This window comes from Collinsella sp. AM41-2BH, from assembly GCF_003468085.1.
In the GTDB taxonomy this organism is placed as follows: Bacteria; Actinomycetota; Coriobacteriia; order Coriobacteriales; family Coriobacteriaceae; genus Collinsella.
In genome coordinates, this window is sequence record NZ_QSGH01000024.1 from 1 (window position 1) to 20,324 (window position 20,324).

Here is a 20,324-nt window from a genome sequence, read left to right on the forward strand (position 1 = left end):
CGCGTTCTTCTCGGTGGGCGGACTTGCGCACGGCCTCATGACCGGCGAGCTCACCGGTGCCCTGGCGACGCCCCTGAGCTGGGTGCCGCTCGCCTGGCCCGCGCGCCTGGGGTCGCTCGGGGTGGAGGCCTTCATCGACGCCGCACGCGCGGCGGGCCCTCTCCTCACGACTGCGCTCGCTGGCCTCGCGCTCACCCTGGCAGCCGGCGCCGTCCTTCTCGCCTGGTTCTGCCGCTTCGAGGACGGGAGGGCAGATGCGTAGGAGGCCGCTCGCCGCCATGCTCGTCCTCCTCTCCGCAGCGCTCGTCCTGGCCGGGATGCCCTGCTCGACGCCGGCTGGGGGTCGGCGCTGCGCTCGATCGCCGACCGCGTGCTGCCCAACCCTGAGATCGCCATGTGGGCGCCCGCGGTTGCGCGCAGGGCTCTGGACCGCTGAGCGCGGCGCTAGTACAATTCCGACGAGAGTTTCAGGAGGTCGAACATGGCGAGGATACTGGCAGTGGATGATGAACGGGCGATCCTCGACGCGCTCGCGCGCGTCCTCGGCCGCGACGGCCATGAGGTCGTCAGGGCGGCGGACCCGACGGCGGTCCCGGGGATGGACCTCTCGCGCTTCGACCTCGTGCTCTGCGACGTCATGATGCCGGGGCTCGATGGCTTCGAGCTCGTGCGGCAGATCCGCCCGGACTTCGACGGGCCCATCGTCTTCCTGACCGCTCGCGTGGCCGAGGAGGATGCTGTGGCCGGCTACGGCCTGGGCGCCGACGACTACGTCCGCAAGCCCTTCGGGGCCGCGGAGCTGCGCGCCAAGGTCGCGGCCCATCTACGCCGTGAGCGCCGGCCGCGCTCGCACGCCCTCTCCTTCGGGGAGGTGCGGATCGACCTCGGGGCGCGCGGCCTCGCCGTGGGTGGCGAGGCCGTGCCGCTCACGCCCACCGAGTACGCCATCTGCGAGTACCTCGCTCGTCACCCCGGGCAGGTCATGAGCCGCGCGCAGATACGCGAGGCGGTGCTCGGCTGGGAGAGCGACGCCGACGACGCGGCCATATCCATGCAGGTCAGCCGCGCCCGGAGGAAGCTCTCCGAGGCCGGCGCCGATCCGATCGCGACCGTCTGGGGGATGGGGTACAAGTGGCAGCTCTGAGGATCGGGGCGCGAGGTCGCGGGGGCATGCCGCTCTCCTTCGTCATCGCGCGCTACTTCGCCTACGCGTTCGCGGCGGTCGCCACGGCGTGGCTCGCCTCGTTCATGGTGCTCTCCGCGGCGATCAACGCGGGCTTCGTCTACGAGGCAAGCTGGGGGCCGGCCAATGCGCGCGATGTCGCGGAGGGCCTGGCACGCGACGGCGTCTGCGGGCAGCAGGACGTGCCGACGGCGTACCGCTACCTCATCCTGAACAAGGACGGAAACGTGCTGATGACAGACCTCGAGGGTACGCGGCTCGAGGACGCGACGGAAATGGCCCGTACGGCACTCGCCGCGGATCCGGGCACAGTGGAGATCGAGGGCGGGGGTTCGGGCCTCACCTACGCCGCGTTCCCGCTCAAGGGCGGCGGGGCCTGCGCACTCGTCAGCGAGTACCTGCCGCAGTGGGTCTCGCGCGATCTCGCCGGCCTGCTTCCCAACCCGCAGAACCTCATGCTCGTCGGCGCCACGGCGGGAAGCGCGCTCGCGCTCGCGCTCGTGGCGCGCCGCGCGAGCCGCGTGATCTCGCGCAAGATGGCGCCGCTCGCGGAGGCGGCGGGGCGCGTCGGCGCGGGGGAGCTCGACTTCGCGGTCGGCAGCACCAACGTGCGCGAGGTGAACGACGTCCTCGCCGCGATGGACGCCATGCGGACCTCCCTCGCCGAGTCACTCGAGGCCCGCTGGGCCGCGGAGCGGGGGCAGCGCGAGCAGGTGGCGTCGCTCGCCCACGACCTCAAGACGCCGCTCACCGTGCTGCGCGCCAACGCCGACTTCGTGGCGGAGGAGCTGGAAGACGAGAAAGACGCCGACCTCGCGGCCGCCGCGCGCGACATAGCCGGCAGTGTCGAAAGGCTCGACGGCTACGTGCGCCTGCTCATCGAGGCCTCGCGCGGGTCCGGCGGGGCGGAGAGGGCCCCCATGCGGCCGGCCGAGCTCTGCGAGCAAGTCCTCGCCGAGGCCGCCCAGATCGCCCGGGCGCGAGGCGTGGCGCTCGACGCGGCCACGGGCCCTGCTGTCGCGGGCGCGCCCGAGGCCCCGCTCGACCGAACCGCCCTGGCGCGAGCTGCCGCGAACCTCGTGGCCAACGCCGCCGAGCACGCGCGCTCGCGCGTGGCCGTCTCCTGCGACGTCGCGGGCGGGCACCTCGTTATCGAGGTTGCCGACGACGGACCGGGCTTTTCTCCCGCCGCCCTCGAACGCGGCTGCGAGCGCCTCTTCACGGACGACTCCTCCCGCTCCTCGCGTGACGGAGGCCGCCACTACGGGCTCGGCCTCCACGTCGCCTCCGAGGCCGCGAGCGCCCACGGGGGCTCCGTCTCGCTCGCCAACGGCCCCTCGGGCGGTGCAGTGGCCACCATCGCGGTCCCCCTGTGCGGGATCTGACGATTTCCTCGATGTCTACCTCGACTGTGATATGTCGCTCGCCGAGGGCGCGACGAGATGGTGTTGCGTCTGCCCCATTTGGTGCTTCTAGCTCAAATTTGATCTGATGTAAGGCCCGTGCAATCCTGCATGGGCCTTTCTTTTGGCAATTGCTCGACCGATTTGTGGCTTGAAACACAAATAATCGAGTTAAGGAGACATGGGGTCATACAGCGGCTCTCAGGGCGCCCTCCGTACTCCCCCCGCCATTGCCTCTGCGGCGTCCTCGTATAGAGCCCATCCTCCTTGGCGTTTCGTTGCAACACCCCACTCGTCCACCGATTAAGTGAACTGCTGGAATAAAGACAGCGACACGCCTGTTCGTTACAGTTGCTATATCTGTGTAAATCGTCGCGATAAATACAGCCTGTACTCGGCTGTATACCAACTACGCGTATGTAGATTCATATCGCGTTAATAAATCGGCTCAAGCGTGTGCAAAACGCGCAAGTAACCGCAAAAGGCGATTATCGCTCAGGTAGATTTTTGGCACCCTGTTGCTTAATCAAAATTAAGCAATTGCTTAAAACAAAAAAGGTCAGGCACTAGGTGCCTGACCTGCAAACTTCTGGTCGGGACGACTGGATTCGAACCAGCGACCCCTTGACCCCCAGTCAAGTGCGCTACCAAGCTGCGCCACGTCCCGAAGCTTTTGTTTGTTGCTCTGCTCTCGCTCGCAACAGGGAGTATATTAACCCGAAACTTTGTCCTTGTGCAAGAACTTTTTTACAAATTTTGAAGCAAGTCCAAAATTGCATCTGCGAGCTGGGGTTTTGTTAGTACGGGAAGTTCTTGCGTGCCCGCTGTGCTCACGATCCAAGCTTTGTTGGTATCGGTTCCAAAGCCCGAATCGGCGCGCGAAACATCGTTGGCGATAATGGCATCGCAACCCTTACGCGCGAGTTTGCGCTGCGCGTACTCCACGACGTTATCGGTCTCGGCCGCAAAGCCGATCACGCACCGCTCTCCCTTTTGGCGCGAGAGCTCGGCCAAGATATCGACCGTCTCGACCAGTTCGATGCGATCCAGGCGCTCGTTGGCCTTTTTGAGCTTATGGTCCGCCGGGGCCGCCGGCGTGTAGTCGGCGACGGCGGCGGCGCAAATGGCCGCGTCGGCCGTCTGGAAGGCGCTCAGCGCTGCCTTGAGCATTTCCGAGGCGGTCTGTACGTGCACGCACTCCACACCGCGGGGAACGTCGAGCGATGTCGGTCCCAGCACGAGCGTGACGGCGGCACCGCGACGTGCGGCCTCCCCCGCCAGGGCGATACCCATCATGCCCGAAGAACGGTTGCCAATGAATCGCACCGGGTCGATCGGCTCGTGCGTGGGGCCGGCGGTGATGACGATGCGCTTGCCCGTCAGGTCTTGCGGCGCGGGGTTGAGCACCTCGCAGACAACCTCGACGATGTCCTCGGGCTCGCTCATGCGGCCCGTGTCCACGTCGCCGCACGCAAGGTAGCCGCTGCCGGGTCCCACCACGTGAACGCCGCGGTCGCGCAACGTGGCCATGTTGGCCTGCGTCGCCGGCGCCTTCCACATGCCATTGTTCATGGCCGGCGCGATCACGACGGGCCGCGGCGTCGCAAGCAGCGTGGTGGAGATGAGGTCGTCGGCGATGCCGTTGGCCATCTTGGCGATGATATTGGCCGTCGCGGGCGCCACGACCACCAAGTCGGGCTCCTGCGCCAGCGAGATATGGTGGATGGGGTCAGACGGGTCGTCGAATAGCCCAACCGCGACCGGCTCATTGGTGAGCGCACGGAAGGTGAGCGGGCCCACAAACTCGGCAGCATGCTCGCTCATAACGACCTTGACGCGGGCACCACGCTTTTGCAGCAGGCGCACGATATTGCACGACTTATAGGCGGCGATCCCGCCGGTAATACCCAGCAGGATCGTTTTTCCCTCAAGTTGCATTGAATTGTTGGATGCCGCCGTCATCATTTAGGCTTCCTTGCTGGGGAGCACCAGGAGGCGGTGGCAATACGGGCAATGCGTGATCTCGCTGCCGTCGTGGTTGAGGTCGCTCATGGACGATGCCTGCAGCGCGGTGTGGCAGACCGTGGGGATGTTGCCCTGGATGGTCTCGACGGCCAAGCCGCGGAACTGCTTGAGCAGACGCTCGTAGTCGGTGAGCACGTCGGCCGGCAGCGTGGCGGCAAGAGCGGTGCGCTCCTTAGTGGCGGCTTCGATCTGAGCCTGCAGGTCGGCAGCCTTGGCGCGGGCGGCCTTGGTATCGGCCTTCACGCCCTCTTCGAACTTGGCGATGATTGCCTGCGCGCGGGTCTCGCGGTCGAGCGCCTCTTTGTGGGCGACAACGACGTCCTTGCGGGTGTGCTCAATCTTGTCCAGACGCTTGGCCAGGGTGGCGAGCTCGTTCTCCAGGTCCTGAACCTCGCGATAGTCAGAGCCGTCGACGTGACGCTTCTTGGCGGCCTCGATGGCGTTGTTGGTCTGAATCTCGGTGGTGTTGAGATCGTCGAGCTCAATGTCCAGGTCCTTGCGTTGGGCGTAGAGCTTGGTCATCTCGGACTTGAGCTTTACATAGGTCTTGCGCTTGGAAGCGAGCTCCTTGAGCTCCGGCATATTGGCAAGTTCGCTCTTGTTGCGGGCGAGCTCCAAATCGATCTGTTGCAGCTTGAGTAGCGTAGCGCCGGCGCTCATAAGTTCTCTCCTTTTGTCACAGTCCACCATTGGCAAGGGTTCAGTATTTTAATCGCATGACGGGGGTCGGCCCCGGCGTCAACTGCAGAGTTCATCAATATATCAACGAACGGCTCCTCGGAGCGGTCGTGGCCGAGCAAGATCACCGGCAGCCCGCGCAAGGCAAGGTCTTGCGCCACGTGGTAGCCCGCCTCGCCCGTCACGACAACATCTGCGCCCGCGGCGATGGCGAGCTCTCCGAAGTCGCCCAGGGAGCCGCCCAAAATGGCGACGGTGCGGCACGGGCGATCAGCTTTGCCCCACACACGCGGGTCGCTGCCAAAGGCCGTGGCAGCACGGGTGGCAAGATCGCGCAGCGTGCACGGGTCGTTGAGCGTTGCAAGTGCGCCCAGGCCGGTGGCCTCGGGGTCGTCCACGTGCTCCAGTGAGCTCACGGGTGCGGCACCCAGCAGCTTGCTCAGGCAGACACGGGCTTCGTGCGAGCGGTCCAGGTTGGTGTGGAGCGAGATAATGCTCACCCCGCAGCGGGCAGCCTCGTAGAGGGCCGCACTGCACTGGGGTCGTGTGGCATCCGCCGGACAAAAGGCCTCGGGTGCCTTGATGTATATGGGATGATGCGTCAGCAGCACGTTGGCGCTTGCTTCTTGGGCGCGGCGAACATTAGCCTCAGTCGCATCGAGTGCGCAGGCAACACCGGTAATCTCCGCGGCAGGGTCGCCGACGGAGAGTCCTACATGGTCCCAACTCTCGGCATTGGTCTTGGGATAGCGTGCCAGCAGCGCGCGCTCAAGCTCGGCGACGATCATACGGCACCCACGATCGAGAGCAGCGTTTGGGCGAACTCGTCCAGATCGCTCGGATTTACGCGGTCGTCAAAGGAAATGCGCAGTGCGCCCAATGCCTGCTCGCGACCGATGCCCATCGCGCTTAAAACATGGCTCGGGTCCATGCTGCCACTCGAGCATGCCGAGCCTGCCGACACCTCAAAGCCGGCGGCGTCGAGCTTGATGATGAGTTCCTCGGAGTCCATGCCGTCAATGTAGATCGATACCATGCCGGGCAGACGGTCGGCTTGTGCGTAGTCACCCATGGTGGCGTGAATGCGCTGGTGGGCCGTAAGCGTGGCGTAGAGCTTGTCGGAAAGGGCTTGCAGCTTCGCGCGCTCCTGAGCCACATGGGGCGTCAGAGACGAGGCGGCAGCGGCAAAGGCGAGCTGCGTGCGCAGGTCTTGCGTGCCGGCACGACGTCCGGCTTCCTGTCCGCCGCCAAAGATGCGCGGGCGCAGCGGCGTGCGGTTCTTAAGGTAGAGCGCGCCGGATGCCACGGGGCCACCGATCTTGTGGGCTGCGACGGTCATGGCGTCAACTCCCAGCTCGGTGACATCGAGCGGAATATGCAGATACCCCTGGATTGCATCGGTGTGGAACAGGGCGCCAACGGTATGCGTGGCCGCGGCAAGCTCGCGGATGGGCTGCACCACGCCGGTCTCGTTGTTGGCAACCATGATGCTCACGAGCGCCACGTCGTCGCCTAGCAGCTCGACAAGCGTGGCAGGCTCAATGTAGCCCATGCGGCAGGGCTGTACCAGGTCGACGGTAAAGCCGGCGGCACGCAGCAACGGCAGGTTGTCCAGAATCGAATCGTGCTCGATGGCCGAAACGATTACACGATCGCGCTTGCGATCGCGCTGACGAGCGCCCTCGGCAAGACCGAGCAGCGCCAGCTGGTTGGCTTCGGTGCCGCCGTTGGTCAGTACAATCTCGGACGGGCGGACGCGCGTGCCAAAGCTGCGGGCGATCTCGCGACGTGCAACCTCCAGACGCGCGGCAGCCTTGCGGCCGAGCGAATGCAGCGAGTTGGGGTTGACGCCGGCAAGCTCGCTGTCGTCGTACTCGCGCTGCGCAAGGAGCGCCTCGGCGCGCATGGGCGTCGAGGCGGCATAGTCAAGATTCACGGGTATGCGGTTTTGACCTGCGGTCATAAGGGTTTATGCCTCCTGTGCGGCCTCGTTGCCCAGCTTCTGCAGCAGCGCAACCTCGGCAGCGGGATCTTCGGACTTAAATACGGCAGAACCGGCCACGAGCACGTTGGCGCCGGCCTTGACGACCTCGACAATGTTCTTGGAAGAAATGCCACCGTCGACCTCGATGAGGGGCGAAACGCCGTGACGCTCGCACATGGCCCTGAGCTCGTGGAGCTTAGCGATGGTGCCCGGGATAAAGCTCTGACCGCCAAAGCCCGGGTTCACGCTCATGAGCAGCACCATATCGACGACGTCGATGATGCTCTCGAGCACGCACACGGGGGTGGCGGGGTTGAGCACCACGCCGGCCATAACGCCGCGCTGCTGCAGATGGGTGAGCGTGCGGTGCAGGTGTGTGGAGGCCTCGTAGTGTACGGTGATCATATCGGCGCCAGCGTCGGCATACCAATCGACGGTCTCGTCGGGGTTCGACACCATGAGGTGCGCATCGACCGGCACGTCGGTGGAGCGCTTGACGGCCTTGAGGATATCAACGCCAAAGGTGAGGTTGCCGGTAAAGTGACCGTCCATGACGTCGAAGTGCACGTAGTCGGCACCGGCGATCTTATCGAGTTCGCCCTTGAGGTTGGCCATGTCGGCCGAAAGGACAGACGGAGCAATTTTGATGGAACCCATGGTAGAAGCCTTTCTGCGCTAGTCGGTGAGTCCGTAGAACTCTTGGGAGGGTACGCGATCGGTAAGAATCTCGAGCGCCCTATCCAAAGTAACACCGTTGTAGAGCGTTTGCTCCACGGCAAAGGTGAGCGGAATGTCTACGCCCAGTGAACGGGCGAGCTCGCTCACGCTGCGGGCGGCGACGGCGCCCTCGACCACCATATGCGTGCGCGCCTGGTACTCGTCGAGCGACACGCCGTGGGCAAACTCGTAGCCAAAGGTGCGGTTGCGCGAATGCTCCGAGGTACAGGTGGCGATGAGGTCACCCATGCCGGCAAGTCCCATGCAGGTTATGGCCTGCCCGCCGCGGGCGTGCACCAGGCGGCTGATCTCGGCCAGGCCGCGCGTCATGATAAGGGCGAGCGTGTTGTCGCCCGCGCCGGTACCGGCGGAGATGCCGCACACGATGGCGATGACGTTTTTCATAGCGCCGCAAACTTCGACACCGGTCATATCCTGCGACAGGTAGATGCGGAAGGCCGTGGACAGCAGCAGCTCCTTAAAGGTCTCCCCTACCTGCGTATCTTCGCTAGCGATGACGGCGGCAGAAAGCCCGCCGCGGCAAATCTCCTCGGCATGGTTGGGGCCCGAGAGGGCCGCCACACGCCGCTCGTTGCCGATTTCGCTGGCAATGACCTCGCTCATGAGCAGGCCGGACTCGGGCTCAATGCCCTTGGTAAGGCAGAGCACCGGGGTGTCGGCGGCGATGAAGGGCGCTGTCTGATGACATACGCTTCGCAGGTGTGTGGAGGGCACGGCAAAGATGATGGCGTCGGCGTCGTCGAGCGCCTGCGCCAGGTCCGTGGTTGCGACGACGTTGCCGGGCAGCTTGTAGTCCGCCAGATACCTGGGGTTGCGATGCTCGCCGTTAATGCCGGCGGCCGTCTGCTTGCTATGGGCCCACATGGTCACGCGCTCGGCTCGCGCGGCGGCAAGGCCGGCGACGGCGGTTCCCCAGGAGCCGGAGCCAATCAGCGCAACATTCATGACTCTCTCCTACTTATCGTCGGGTTCGGTGACGCGCTTGGTAAACGAGAGCTTGGACTCCTTACCGCACATGAGCTTTTTGATGTTCGCGCGATGGGCCCACACCACGGTGATGCCGATCATCGCCATGCAAAACTTAAGGCCCAGGCTGCTGTACGGAAAGACCGCGCAGGCGGCGATGGGAAGGCCGATGGCCGCGGCAAGCGAGCCCACCGACACAAACTTGGTGATGGCAACGGCCACGATAAACATGCCCAGCAGCGATAGTCCGATGGGCCAGTACCAGGCGAGGATGACACCCAAGCCCACGGCGATACCCTTGCCGCCATGGAAGTTGAGGTAGGGCGAGAAGATATGGCCCCACACCGCTGCCAGGCAAATGACGCCGAGCATCCAATCGCCGGGGGCTCCGGGCGCCATGATGCTTACGGGGAAGCCATAGCCCAAGTCGGCAATGAGCGGACGCGCGATAAGGACGCAGATGGCGCCCTTAAGGCAGTCGAGCAACAACGTGAGCGCGGCCACCTTAGGGCCGGCCACGCGCAGCGCATTGGTTGTGCCGATGTTGCCGGAGCCCGCCTTGCGAATGTCCGTGTGGTTGAACACACGGCCCAAGATCAGGCCAAACGGAATCGCCCCGATGAAGAACGAGACCACGGCGCAGATGGCGGTCAGCAGAATCGGATTATGCATCCTTCTGTTCCTTCTTCCTAAAGAAGAGTCGAATGGGCGTGCCGGCAAAATCGAAGGTCGAGCGCATGCGGTTCTCCACGTAGCGCTGGTAGGTGTCGTTGACCAGGTCGCTGTGGTTGACGAAGAACGTGAACGTCGGCGGGTTGACGCCCGTCTGGGTCACGTAGTGCATGCGCAGGCGACGCTTGCCGTCTACCACGGTGTGGCCAAACTCGCGCAGGTCGGTGAGGAACGTATTGAGGCGCGAAGTGCTGATCTTTTGCGAGCGCGTCTTTTCGGCGGCGTCGACCATCGCCCAGATCTTCTCGACGCTGCGGCCAGTGAGGGCAGAGATGCGCAGGTACTGGGCCCAGGGAGCCATGACGCCCAGACGGCGGTCGATGGTCTCCATGCAGGCCTCGCGCTTACGGTCGTCGTCGAGCAGGTCCCACTTGTTGAGCAGCACCACGATGGCGCAGCCGCGCTCGATGGCAAGACCCATGACCTTCTGGTCCTGTTCGGTAACGCCCACGGAGGCGTCGACGACGAGCAGCGCCACGTCGGCGCGGTCGATGGCGCGCAGGCCGCGGACCATCGAGTAGTACTCGATGTTCTCGTACACGGTGCTCTTCTTGCGGATGCCCGCGGTGTCGACCATGCGGTAGTGCTTGCCGTTGCGCTCCACGACGGTGTCGATGGCGTCGCGCGTCGTGCCGGCAATGTTGGACACGATAGAGCGGTCGGCGCCCAGGATGCGGTTGAACAGCGAGGACTTACCGGCGTTGGGGCGGCCGATGATGGCCACGTTCAGCGCATCGGGGAACTCATCGGCGACCTCGTCCTCCTCCTCGGGCAACAGGGCCACGATGTCGTCGAGCAGGTCGCCCGTGCCGTGGCCATGCAGGGCCGAGAGCGGCGTGGGCTCGCCGATGCCGAGCGAATAGAACTCCCAGATGCTGTCGTTTTCGCGATCGGGGTTGTCGAGCTTGTTCACCAGCAGAAAGACCGGCTTGTCGCAGCGCTTGAGCATGCGGGCGACCGACTCGTCCTCCTCGGTGACGCCGGTGCGGCCATCGACCACAAACAGGATGACGGCGGCTTCCTCGGCGGCGGCAAGGGCCTGGTCACGGATGGACGTGGCGAAGACGTCATCGCTCTTGAGCGGTTCGATGCCGCCCGTGTCGACGATGGTGAACTCGCGGCCGTTCCAATCGGCCGTGTGGTACGAGCGGTCGCGCGTGACGCCGCGGGACTCGTGGACGATGGCGTCCGAGGTCTGGGCCAGGCGGTTAACGAGCGTGGACTTGCCCACGTTGGGGCGTCCGACGACGGCGACGATAGGTTTCATCTGCTCTCCTTTAATGGGTAGGGTCAGTGGAAATGTTAGAGTCCGCGGACACAATGCCAAGGATATGCTCCAGGGTATCGAGCAACTCATGCGGCATGGTCGACACCACATGAACCTCGGCACCGCGACTGGTAAGGCTTGCGAGTAAATCGTCACGATGATACTCGTCAAGCGTCATGCCGTCAGCGTTGAACATGAGCTTAGGCACAAAGAGCATAACCCCCGACAGATCTTGGGGCAGCTGCTCCAGAATGTCACACGCGACGATGAGGCCGGTCACGTCCACGTTGCCGCCGAAGTAGCGGTTCTTGATGGCTGTGACGGTGCCGGCGAGTCCCTGGGGCGACTCCACAAAGCGCGCCACGGTGTCGCGCGCGCTGGCGCCGGAGAGGCACAGAAGGCGCTGGTTGCGCTCGGCGATGCCAGCGCGGACGCGGGCCAGACGCTCGGCGTCGGCGGCAAGCACGTCGTCGGTCTCGTCTAGATACGAGCGGATCATGCCAATGCCGTCGTAGTACTGCGGGTAACCGTCGTAAAAGTCTGCCTCGGGAGGATCGATGCCGGCGTCCAGGTAGAACTCGTCGCTCATCTGGAAGGTGTGGCGGCCAAAGCGTTCGTAGGCACGATCCTGGTAGGGACGGATCATGGCAATGGTCTCGCGCGCCAGTTCGGGCTTGTCGCTGTATGACCAGCTAAAGCGGTTTTGGTGCTTGGTAAAACCGAGCGGCACAATGCCCAGGCTTGTGATTTGCTCGTGCTCCTCGCAAAAGCGCAGGGTCTTTTCCAGCTCCTCGCCGTCGTTCATGCCGGGGCACAACACGATCTGCGCGTGAATCTCGATGCCGGCGGCCATGATGGCCTCGAGCACGTCCATGCCACGCTGGGCGTTGCGGCCCATCATGCGGCGGCGGACATCGGGGCTCACGGCATGGACCGACACGTTCATGGGGCTCATGTTGCGTTGGATGACGTTTTGAACATCTTTGTCGGAGAGGTTCGTGAGCGTGACAAAGTTGCCCTGTAAAAAGCTCAGGCGATAGTCGTCGTCGCGAATGTAGAGCGTGGAGCGGCCGCCCTTGGGCAGCATCGTCATAAAGCAGAACACGCAGGCGTTGACGCAGGTACGCATGCCGTCGAAGATGGGGCCATCGAACTCAAGGCCCCAGTCCTCACCCGGGAAGCGGTCGAGCTCCACGGGGGTGACGCTGTTGTCGCGCGGGTCGAAAACCTCCAGCTCGACGGTGTCGTCGTCGGCCTCCCAGAGCCATACGATCATATCGGTCAGCTGCTCGCCGTTGACCGTGAGCACGCGCATGCCCGGCTCGATACCCACATCCCACGCGGGCGATTCGGGACGCACGCTCTTTACGAGCGCGCCCTCACCCGGCTCGGGGTCGTGGCTGCGCCCGTAATCGGCCACCTCGGCGGCGTATGCGGGTACGGTCTGGTCCATGATTAGCGGCAAAGCTCCTTGATGCGCTCGACGGCGCGCTCGATGTGTTCTTGCGGGGTGGAGGCTCCGGCGGTGATGCCGATGTGGTGAGCGTCGGTAAACCACGCGGCTTGGAGCTCAGAAGCTTCCTCGATGTGATACGTACGCTCGCAGGCGTCTGCGCAAATCTGCGCCAGGCGGCGGGTGTTGCCCGAGTTCTTGCCGCCCACGATGACCATGCAGTCGCAGCGGTTGGCAAGTGTGGCTGCTGCCTGTTGACGCTCACTCGTGGCGGCGCAGATGGTGTTGATCACGCGCAGCTCCTGCACGCGCGGGGTGATAGCAGCCACGACCTCGGCGAGGTTCTGCGCGGTCTGGGTGGTCTGCACGACGAGGCCCACCTTGCCCTTGAGCGACAGCTTGTCGGCGTCGGCGGCACAGCTCACGACCCGCGCATCATTGCCGGCGTGGCCCAGGATGCCCTCGACTTCGGGGTGGCCCGGCTCGCCCACGACGAGCACGCGATAGCCCTCGCGTACCAGGCGCTCGGCGGCCACATGAACTTTCTTCACGTAGGGGCAGGTGGCGTCGACGACGTTAAGGCCACGCTCGCGAGCGGCATCGATGACCTGCGGCACCACGCCATGGGCGCGGATGATCACGGTGCCCGATGCGGCGTCGTCCAAGGTGTCGGCCAGACCGACGCCTGCCTCGGCGAGCTCGCGTACCACGATGGGGTTATGGATGAGCGGACCCAAGGTATGGACCTGAGTGCACTCCCCTGCCTGCGGCGCGGCGGCTAGCGCCATATCGAGCGCACGCTGTACGCCGTAGCAAGTGCCGGCGTGGGCGGCGATCTCGATGGTGGGCGCGCCGTCCTGGTCGTACGTAGTCGCGGTGGTATCCATTAGGCTCTCGCTCATGGCTAGAACCTGCCCGGATGCTCGGCGCACAGCTCGTCGCGCATCTTATAGACGCGGTTCATGGCCTCGGATTCAAACCATGTCAGGCGCTCCGTGCGCTTAAGCCCGGCCGGTGCGTCGGAAAGCGAGACTGCCTTGCCGGCGCGGATCCAGCACTTCTTGGGACGCATGAGCTTTTTGCCTGCAGGCGTGATGTCGGACCAGCCGCAGATGGCGAGCGGGTTGACGGGCGCCTTGCCCATCTGAGCGATGAGCGCAAAACCGCCGTGGACCTCGGGCTTGATCTCGCGCGAGCGGATGCGCGTGCCCTCGGGGAAGATCAGGACGTCCTCGCCGCGTTGCAGCGCATGCTGGGCGGCGCGCAGACACTTCATATCGGCAGTACCACGCTCCACGGGGATGCCGCCAACACGGCTAAAGGCCCAGCGCACAATTTTGCTCTTGGCGAACTCGGACTTAAAGATGGGACGAATGCGGCGGCCCCCAAAGAACAGCGCCGTCTCCACGGCCAAGAGCTCGGCCATCGAGGTGTGGTTGCAGATGACCACGCTGCCGCGGCCTTCCTGGCGCTCAAACAGCAGGTCAGCGTCCTCTACCTTCCAGCGCCACATGAGCTTAGAGAAGGCCCAAAGGATTGCCATGACCACAGCGACGGTGCCACGGATGAGCGCCGGAAACTCGGCGTAGGGGGCGTTGTAGTAATCCTCGGGCGTCTGCTTAAACAGGCGCATGGGCTACCTCCTTTGGTTGATGAGGTCCTCGATAATGTGGACGACCTCGTCGATGGTGTGGGCGGTGGAGTCGACATGCACGGCGTCCTCGGCGGGCACGAGCGGCGCGACCTCGCGGCTGCTGTCAAGCTTGTCGCGCTGCTTAAGGGCGTCGAGAGTCTCGTCGACCTCGGCCTCGAGCTGCTCGGCAGTAAGCGGCTGGGCGTCGTTTTGGTGACGCTGCAGCACGCGGCGGCGGGCGCGCTCGCGCGGGTCAGCGGTCAGGAAGACCTTTACTTGCGCGTTGGGGAATACGACGGTACCGATGTCGCGACCCTCGGCCACGATATCGCGGTCCTCGGCGGCGCGGCGCTGGTGAATGAGCATGGCGGCGCGCACGCCCGGGTAGGCCGAGACCTTGGATACGTTGGCGTCGATCTGCGGGGTACGGATGGCGGCCGAAGCGTCCTGGCCGTCAATGGTCAGGCGCGTGTCCTCGCCGGTGCCGTTGGTAAAGCGAATCTCGATCTGCTCGGCGAGGGCGTCGATGGCCGCCTCGTCGTCCAGGTCGATGCCGCGGTCGAGCGCGGCGAACGTGACGGCGCGATACATGGCGCCCGTGTCGAGCTTGTTAAAGCCCAGCTGGCGGGCGATCTCCTTGGCGATGGTGGATTTGCCGGAACCGGCGGGGCCGTCGATGGCGACGATCATGCAATGCTTCCTTTCGATGGTTGACGTGCTGGTATGGTTCGGGGCGCTGGGGCGCGGCGGGTTGCCTAGCCTGTGTAGCGCTCGCGGTAGGTGTTGCGCTTGGGTGCGGAGCCGTGGCTGCCGTGGTGACGCGTGCGGCTGGCGGGCGTATCTTGGGGCTTGCCGCCGTTGCGCTTGGCGCTCGCCTGCTTGGGCGGGATGCCGCCACTTTTAAGGATCTGCACCTCGCGGTCGGTGAGCTCGCGCCACGAGCCCTTGGCCACGTCCTTGAGCTCCAGGCCGGCAAAGTTGCAGCGATGCAGGCGGATTACCGGATGATGGATCTTGCTCAGCATGCGCTTGACCTGGTTCTTGCGGCCTTCTCGGATGATGACCTCCACGGCGGTGGTGCCGGGCTTGATGCCTTGCGGAGCCACGGCTTCGGCCTCGCGCGCGTTAATGACACGGCAGATTGCCGGCTGGCACAGGCCGTCGTCGAGCTCGATGCCACGGCGGAGCGGCGTGAGATCGCGGTCGGTCAGCTGCCCGTCCACGAGTGCCTGGTAGGTCTTGTAGACGTGCTTGCTGGGGTGCAGCAGATCCTGCGACAGGTCGCCGTCGGTGGTAAAGAGCAAAAGGCCTGTGGTGTCGCGGTCCAGGCGGCCCACCGGAAACAGGCCCGGAAATCGGTCGCGGGGGACCAGATCGGCCACGCAAGGGCGCTCCTGCGGATCGCTCATGGTGGTGAGGTAGCCGGTCGGCTTGTAAAGCATCAGGTACACGGCACCCTGGTTGAGCTTGACGGGCATGCCGTCGACCTCGATATGGTCGCGGTCCACATCGACCTTGGTGCCCAGTTCGGTCGCGACCTGGCCGTTGACGGTCACGCGGCCGGCGGTCATCAGGTCCTCCGAGCCGCGGCGGCTCGCCACGCCCGCACGCGCCAAAAAGCGCTGCAGGCGCATGGTGTGCGGATAGACGGGCTGGGCGTCGGTTGCGGGCACGCCCGTGACGCCGGCGGTGCGCGTCTCCCCTGCTGCGTTAGTCCTCGTCATGCAAATCCTCCGAGGTCTCGTCGACGGCCAGGGTCTCCAAGTCCTCGACTGCCTCAACATCTTCAACATCGGTATCGAGCAGCTCGCGCTCTTCATCCAGGTCCTCGGCCTGCTCCTCGAGCGTGGACTGAATGCTGCGGCCGCTCAGGCGCTCGCGGATAAACTGACGCGACTGCTCGTCGGGGGCAAACTGCTCCAGGTCGGGCAGGTCGCGGGTGGAGCGCAGGCCGAACTTTTCCAAGAAGGCGTTGGTCGTGCCGTAGATAATGGCTTGACCGCGCTGAGGGTCGCGGCCGAGCTCGCGCACCAGACCCTTGTCCACGAGCGACGCGATGACGCCGTCGGAGTTGACGCCGCGGATGCCCTTGACCACCTCGCGCGTCACGGGCTGGTGGTATGCGATGACGGCCAGGGTTTCGAGCGCCGCTTGCGACAGCTTTTGCGTGTCCCAGCTCAACACATAGGCCTCGACTACGTCGTGGAAGGCGGGGTGCGTAAACAGGCGCCAACCGCCGGCGACCTCGCGCAGCTGAAAGCCGCGGTTGGCCTCCTCGTACTCAACCTTGAGCTCGGCGAGCAGCGACGCGCACTCGCCGGGGGCGATATCGAGCGCACCTGCCAGCGCGGGCGCACTCACGGGGTCGCTCGACACCAGCAGCAGCGCCTCAAGGGCGCCTTTGATGCTGTTTGCCTCCAGCGTGGAAAGGGTTGACATGGTTGCGGCTCCTATTCGGTGAGATCGGGGCCCTCGCCGGGCACGTATGCCTCGGCGCCCTCGACTCGGTTGATGCAGATGGTTCCGAAGATCTCGTCCTGGCTCAGCGTGAGCGAGCCGCGCTTGGCGAGCTCGAGCATGGCCAGGAAGGTGACAACGAGCTGCTCGGTGGTGGCATCGCCGTCCAACAGCTCGCGGAAGGTGCAGGTTTGGTGCGCCATGGTAAAGCGGTCGACTGAGGCCACGGTCAGGTCGAGCGGCACGCGATGCGGCGCCACGTGCTCGGCCTCCAGCAAGAAGGTCTGTCGCTTACCGTCCAGGTCGGCACAGATGACGGCAAGACCGCGCAGGGTGATGCCAGCTAGGTAGTCGGGCATGAGGCCCAAAAACTCCGGGTCGGGGCCGGCCACACGCGGGTGCATGCGGCTTTCGGCCTGCATGCGGGCACCGAGGGCCGCAGCCGCGCCCTTAAACTGCTTGTAGGCGATCAGGCGCTGGATCAGGACCTCGCGCAAGGCGTCGCCGTCGAGCGTGCTGAGCTCCTCGAGGTCTTCGTCGAACTCGTCATCGTCGTCATCAGCTTTGCGCGGGGCTTCCTGCGGCACCAGCGAGGCGGCCTTGATGTCCAAAAGGGTTGCCGCGACCAGCAAAAAGTCGCTCGCCACGTCCAGGTCCAACGCCTCGATGCGCTCGGCCTCGGCAAGGTACTGCTCGGCCACCTCGCTGATGGAGATAGCGCCGATATCTACTTTTTGGCGGGTTACCAGCTGCAGCAGCAGGTCGAACGGTCCGCTGTAGACCTGCGTCGACACGCGATACGACATCTTCGACCTCCTTTGACGGCGCCTTCGCGGCGCGGTTTGGGTGCATGTTACGACCGTTTTGCACGGTCGACCTGTAAGTTTACCTTAGATGCCGGCGATTGCGAAGTTGAGCAGCTGCTCAGCAAGCGGATACACGGTAACGTCGAAATAGCGGCTGATTACATCGATGCCGGTCCACATAGGCAGCAGATACAGCACGATGATGAGGATGGGCATGGCGTATTGCTGCAGGCGGTAGTAGTTGGCGAGCGCCTTGCCTTTGAGGAACGGTACGATGATCGACGAGCCATCGAGCGGTGGGATCGGGATGAGGTTGAAGAACGCGAGTGACAGGTTGACAACGATAAACGTGGCGCCGAAGTTCATGATCTGTGACGCCATGGCAAAGAACATGCCGGTATAGAGGCTGCCATATGCCGCGTGCATGAGGGCGGCAGCGAGGCACGCGAGCGCGATGTTCGATGCGGGGCCGGCTGCGCTCACCAGGACCTCGTCACGCTTGGGGTGCTTGAGGTTGTTAAGGTAGACGGGCACGGGTTTGGCGAAGGCGAACACCGGGCCGCCGGCCGCGAGCATGAGCAGCGGCAGGATGATGGTGCCAAACGGGTCGATATGGTTAAGCGGGTTGAGTGACACGCGGCCGCGCGAACGGGCCGTCTTGTCGCCGAGCGCCCAGGCCGCGGCGGCGTGTGCGCTCTCGTGGATCACGATGCCCACGATGACGGCGACGGCGCTGGCGAGCAGGTTCATGAGGTAGCTGCTGGACATAGCGCTCCCCTAGCGGACGCGGCGCGAGGCGCGCGTGAGCAGGTAGTCGATCACAAACAGGATCACGGCGACGATGGCGTAATCCAGGCGGAACACGCCGCCAAAGGGCGACGTGATGACGCCATAGCCGGCGATGGCGCTCGGCAGTGCGCGCGAAAGCTCAACGACAAAGCCTACGATCTGCAGCTTGGCGGTGAGGCCGCTAAAACACAGCAGCACGGTCATCGCGCTCATAAAGATGCCGCAGATGCGACAGGCGACGGCGATGATGCTCATCGCCACGGCAGCGGCCTTACGAGAGTTCACGCGCGGTCTCCTCTTCGATCTGGGTGGAAAGCTCCAGCCATTCGTCCTCGAGCTTGGGCAGCTCTTGCTTAAGGCCGTTATATTCCCCCAGCGCGGCGTTGAACTTGTCTTGATCGGCATAAAGCTCTTCGCTTGCCATCAATTCCATAAGCTCGTCATAGCGGGCGCGCTTTTTGTCGAGCTCGGCCTCGATCTTCTTGAGCTGGTTGCGCACGCCCTTGAGCTTTTTGTTGAGCGCAGCGCGGGCCTGGGCCTCGGCGCGCTTTTGCTCCTTGGTCTTTTTACCCTCGGCCGGCTTGGGGGCGGCGGGCGCATCGGACTGGGCCGCGGTGACCTTAGCGGACTTGGTCGCGGCCGGTGCACTCTCCCCCGCCGCCTCGGCGGCGGCGCGGGCTGCGAGGTCCTCGCGCTTGTAGAGATAGTAGTCGTAGTCGCCGTCATAGACCGTGACCTTGCCGTCGCGGATGTCGATGACGCGGTTGGCAACGGCGCGCACCAGGTGCTCGTCGTGGCTGATCAGCACGATGGTGCCAGGGAAGTTTTGCAGGGCGTTCTCGAGCATGTCCACCGAGTCGATGTCCAGGTGGTTGGTGGGCTCGTCCAGACACAGGAGCGCCTCGGGGGCCACGAGCATCTTGGCCAGGGCCAGACGCGCTTTTTCGCCGCCGGAGAGGACGCGAACCTGCTTCTCGATGGAATCGTTGTCGCTAAACAGGAAGGCGCCCAGTAGGCTGCGCTGCTGCGGCACGGTCCACTTGGGCGTGACGGTGTCGATCTCTTGCAGGACGGTGTTGGACTCGGTCATGCCCTCGAGCGCGTGCTGGGCGTAATAGGCCACGCCCACGTTGGTGCCCAGGTCGCGGGTGCCGGTGGTGGGCGGCTCCAGTCCGGCGATGATCTTCATGAGCGTGGACTTGCCGGCGCCGTTGGGGCCGACGAGTGCCACGTGCTCGCCGCGGTAGAGCTTGAGCTCGATGTCGCTGTAGATGTGCTTGTTGCCGTAGGACTTGGCCACGCCCTCGAGCCCCACGACCATGTCGCCGGAGCGCGGCGGGTCGGGGAACTTAAAGTCGATGTGCTTGTGGCCCTCGGGTAGGATGACAAGCTCCTTTTTGATCTGCTCGATCTTGCGGATGCGCTCCTGAGCCTGGGCAGCCTTGGTGGGCTTGTAGCGGAACTTGTCAACGAAGACCTGCATGTGGGCGATGTCGCGCTCCTGGGCGGCGCGCTTGGCGCGCATCTGCTCCAGGTTGTCCTCGCGCTGCTTGAGGTAGCTACTGTAGTTGCCGGTGTAGGTGGTCACGCGGCGGTTTTCGAGAGCGGCGACATGGTCGACGCAGGCGTCCATGAAAGCGCGGTCGTGGCTGACGATGAGCACGGCGCCATCGTAGTTGGCGATAAAGCCGCGCAGCCACTGGACGCTTTCGAGGTCCAGGTGGTTGGTGGGCTCGTCCAGAAGCAGCAGGTCGGGGTGACGCAGGAAGAGCTTGGCCAGCGCGATGCGCATCTGCCAGCCGCCCGAGAACTCGGAGCACGGGCGCTCAAAGTCGGTGACCTTAAAGCCAAGGCCGGACAGGATCTTGCGGGCGTTGCTCTCGAGCTCGTAGCCGCCCAGGTGCTCAAAGCGGTCCTGGACCTGGCCGTACTCGTTAAGGAGCGCGTCAACGTCCTTGCCCTGTTCGGAGAGCTCAGTGATCTGGGCCTGCAGCTCGTTGGCGCGCTCGCCCATGCGGCGGATTTCCTTGGCGGCGGCCATGACCTCAGCGAGGATGGTGGTGTCCTTTTGTTCCAGATTAGTTTCCTGCTCTAGGTAGCCCACCTGGCAGTCCTTTGCGTACTGGACCTGGCCGGAGTCGGGACTGTCGATGCCCATGATGATTTTGAGCATGGTGGTTTTGCCGGCGCCGTTGGGGCCCACGAGCGCG

General features: G+C 64.5%; 20 protein-coding genes, 1 tRNA gene and 1 pseudogene. 3 read left to right on the forward strand and 19 right to left on the reverse strand.

The features are described 5' to 3' along the window. The 3 genes and pseudogenes from DW899_RS10610 to DW899_RS09455 all read left to right on the forward strand — a co-directional run. Positions 1 to 262 (forward strand): annotated as a pseudogene (locus tag DW899_RS10610) (lantibiotic ABC transporter permease); the annotation flags it as partial. Positions 263 to 481: 219 nt separating this feature from the next. Next, positions 482 to 1,144, forward strand: a complete 663-nt coding sequence (locus tag DW899_RS09450; RefSeq protein WP_117800819.1) for a response regulator transcription factor — start codon at positions 482 to 484, stop codon at positions 1,142 to 1,144. Positions 1,145 to 1,170: 26 nt separating this feature from the next. Next, positions 1,171 to 2,568 carry a sensor histidine kinase KdpD gene (locus DW899_RS09455; RefSeq protein WP_117800821.1) on the forward strand — a complete coding sequence of 466 codons (1,398 nt, stop codon included), beginning with the start codon at positions 1,171 to 1,173 and terminating at the stop codon, positions 2,566 to 2,568. Between the two features lie 608 nt (positions 2,569 to 3,176). Here the strand turns inward: DW899_RS09455 and DW899_RS09460 are convergent. From DW899_RS09460 to DW899_RS09550, 19 genes are all read right to left on the reverse strand, one after another. Beyond that, positions 3,177 to 3,253: transfer RNA gene (locus tag DW899_RS09460), tRNA-Pro, on the reverse strand. Positions 3,254 to 3,333: 80 nt separating this feature from the next. Beyond that, positions 3,334 to 4,548, reverse strand: coding sequence for a bifunctional phosphopantothenoylcysteine decarboxylase/phosphopantothenate--cysteine ligase CoaBC (gene coaBC, locus DW899_RS09465; RefSeq protein WP_233539960.1), 1,215 nt, complete (start codon positions 4,546 to 4,548; stop codon positions 3,334 to 3,336). Positions 4,549 to 4,551: 3 nt separating this feature from the next. Further along, positions 4,552 to 5,271 (reverse strand): zinc ribbon domain-containing protein, encoded by a 720-nt coding sequence (locus tag DW899_RS09470; RefSeq protein ID WP_117797961.1) that lies wholly within the window; start codon positions 5,269 to 5,271, stop codon positions 4,552 to 4,554. Next, positions 5,268 to 6,077, reverse strand: coding sequence for a Nif3-like dinuclear metal center hexameric protein (locus DW899_RS09475; RefSeq protein ID WP_117800822.1), 810 nt, complete (start codon positions 6,075 to 6,077; stop codon positions 5,268 to 5,270). Before DW899_RS09475 ends, DW899_RS09470 begins: the two co-directional genes overlap by 4 nt. Then, positions 6,074 to 7,252 (reverse strand): cysteine desulfurase family protein, encoded by a 1,179-nt coding sequence (locus DW899_RS09480; protein ID WP_117800824.1) that lies wholly within the window; start codon positions 7,250 to 7,252, stop codon positions 6,074 to 6,076. Before DW899_RS09480 ends, DW899_RS09475 begins: the two co-directional genes overlap by 4 nt. Positions 7,253 to 7,258: 6 nt before the next feature. Continuing rightward, a complete protein-coding gene (gene rpe, locus DW899_RS09485) occupies positions 7,259 to 7,930 on the reverse strand; it encodes a ribulose-phosphate 3-epimerase (RefSeq protein WP_117800826.1) in 672 nt (223 codons plus the stop codon). Positions 7,931 to 7,948: 18 nt separating this feature from the next. Next, positions 7,949 to 8,956, reverse strand: coding sequence for an NAD(P)H-dependent glycerol-3-phosphate dehydrogenase (locus DW899_RS09490; protein WP_117800829.1), 1,008 nt, complete (start codon positions 8,954 to 8,956; stop codon positions 7,949 to 7,951). 9 nt (positions 8,957 to 8,965) lie between these two features. After that, a complete protein-coding gene (plsY, locus tag DW899_RS09495; protein WP_117800832.1) occupies positions 8,966 to 9,649 on the reverse strand; it encodes a glycerol-3-phosphate 1-O-acyltransferase PlsY in 684 nt (227 codons plus the stop codon). Continuing rightward, positions 9,642 to 10,976 (reverse strand): ribosome biogenesis GTPase Der, encoded by a 1,335-nt coding sequence (gene der / locus DW899_RS09500; RefSeq protein WP_006236029.1) that lies wholly within the window; start codon positions 10,974 to 10,976, stop codon positions 9,642 to 9,644. Before der ends, plsY begins: the two co-directional genes overlap by 8 nt. A 10-nt stretch (positions 10,977 to 10,986) precedes the next feature. Further along, a complete protein-coding gene (locus DW899_RS09505; RefSeq protein ID WP_117800835.1) occupies positions 10,987 to 12,429 on the reverse strand; it encodes a DUF512 domain-containing protein in 1,443 nt (480 codons plus the stop codon). 2 nt (positions 12,430 to 12,431) lie between these two features. Continuing rightward, entirely contained in the window at positions 12,432 to 13,331 is a 900-nt protein-coding gene (locus DW899_RS09510) for a 4-hydroxy-3-methylbut-2-enyl diphosphate reductase (protein WP_117800838.1), read from the reverse strand. Between the two features lie 2 nt (positions 13,332 to 13,333). After that, positions 13,334 to 14,062, reverse strand: a complete 729-nt coding sequence (locus DW899_RS09515) for a lysophospholipid acyltransferase family protein (RefSeq protein ID WP_117800841.1) — start codon at positions 14,060 to 14,062, stop codon at positions 13,334 to 13,336. A 3-nt stretch (positions 14,063 to 14,065) separates the two neighbouring features. Further along, positions 14,066 to 14,752: a (d)CMP kinase gene (gene cmk, locus DW899_RS09520; RefSeq protein WP_117800844.1), complete on the reverse strand. Its 687-nt coding sequence runs from the start codon at positions 14,750 to 14,752 to the stop codon at positions 14,066 to 14,068. Between the two features lie 65 nt (positions 14,753 to 14,817). Continuing rightward, positions 14,818 to 15,786 carry a pseudouridine synthase gene (locus DW899_RS09525; protein ID WP_117800847.1) on the reverse strand — a complete coding sequence of 323 codons (969 nt, stop codon included), beginning with the start codon at positions 15,784 to 15,786 and terminating at the stop codon, positions 14,818 to 14,820. Further along, entirely contained in the window at positions 15,773 to 16,501 is a 729-nt protein-coding gene (gene scpB, locus DW899_RS09530; protein ID WP_117800850.1) for an SMC-Scp complex subunit ScpB, read from the reverse strand. Before scpB ends, DW899_RS09525 begins: the two co-directional genes overlap by 14 nt. Before the next feature lie 11 nt (positions 16,502 to 16,512). Continuing rightward, on the reverse strand, positions 16,513 to 17,325 hold the full coding sequence (locus DW899_RS09535; RefSeq protein ID WP_117800853.1) for a ScpA family protein: 813 nt from the start codon (positions 17,323 to 17,325) through the stop codon (positions 16,513 to 16,515). Between the two features lie 84 nt (positions 17,326 to 17,409). After that, positions 17,410 to 18,093 carry a site-2 protease family protein gene (locus DW899_RS09540; protein WP_117800856.1) on the reverse strand — a complete coding sequence of 228 codons (684 nt, stop codon included), beginning with the start codon at positions 18,091 to 18,093 and terminating at the stop codon, positions 17,410 to 17,412. Positions 18,094 to 18,102: 9 nt separating this feature from the next. Then, positions 18,103 to 18,399, reverse strand: coding sequence for a hypothetical protein (locus DW899_RS09545; protein WP_233539812.1), 297 nt, complete (start codon positions 18,397 to 18,399; stop codon positions 18,103 to 18,105). After that, positions 18,386 to 20,324 (reverse strand): ABC-F family ATP-binding cassette domain-containing protein (locus tag DW899_RS09550; RefSeq protein ID WP_147349747.1); only part of this gene is annotated, 1,939 nt, incomplete at its 5' end. The genes DW899_RS09550 and DW899_RS09545, both read right to left, overlap by 14 nt.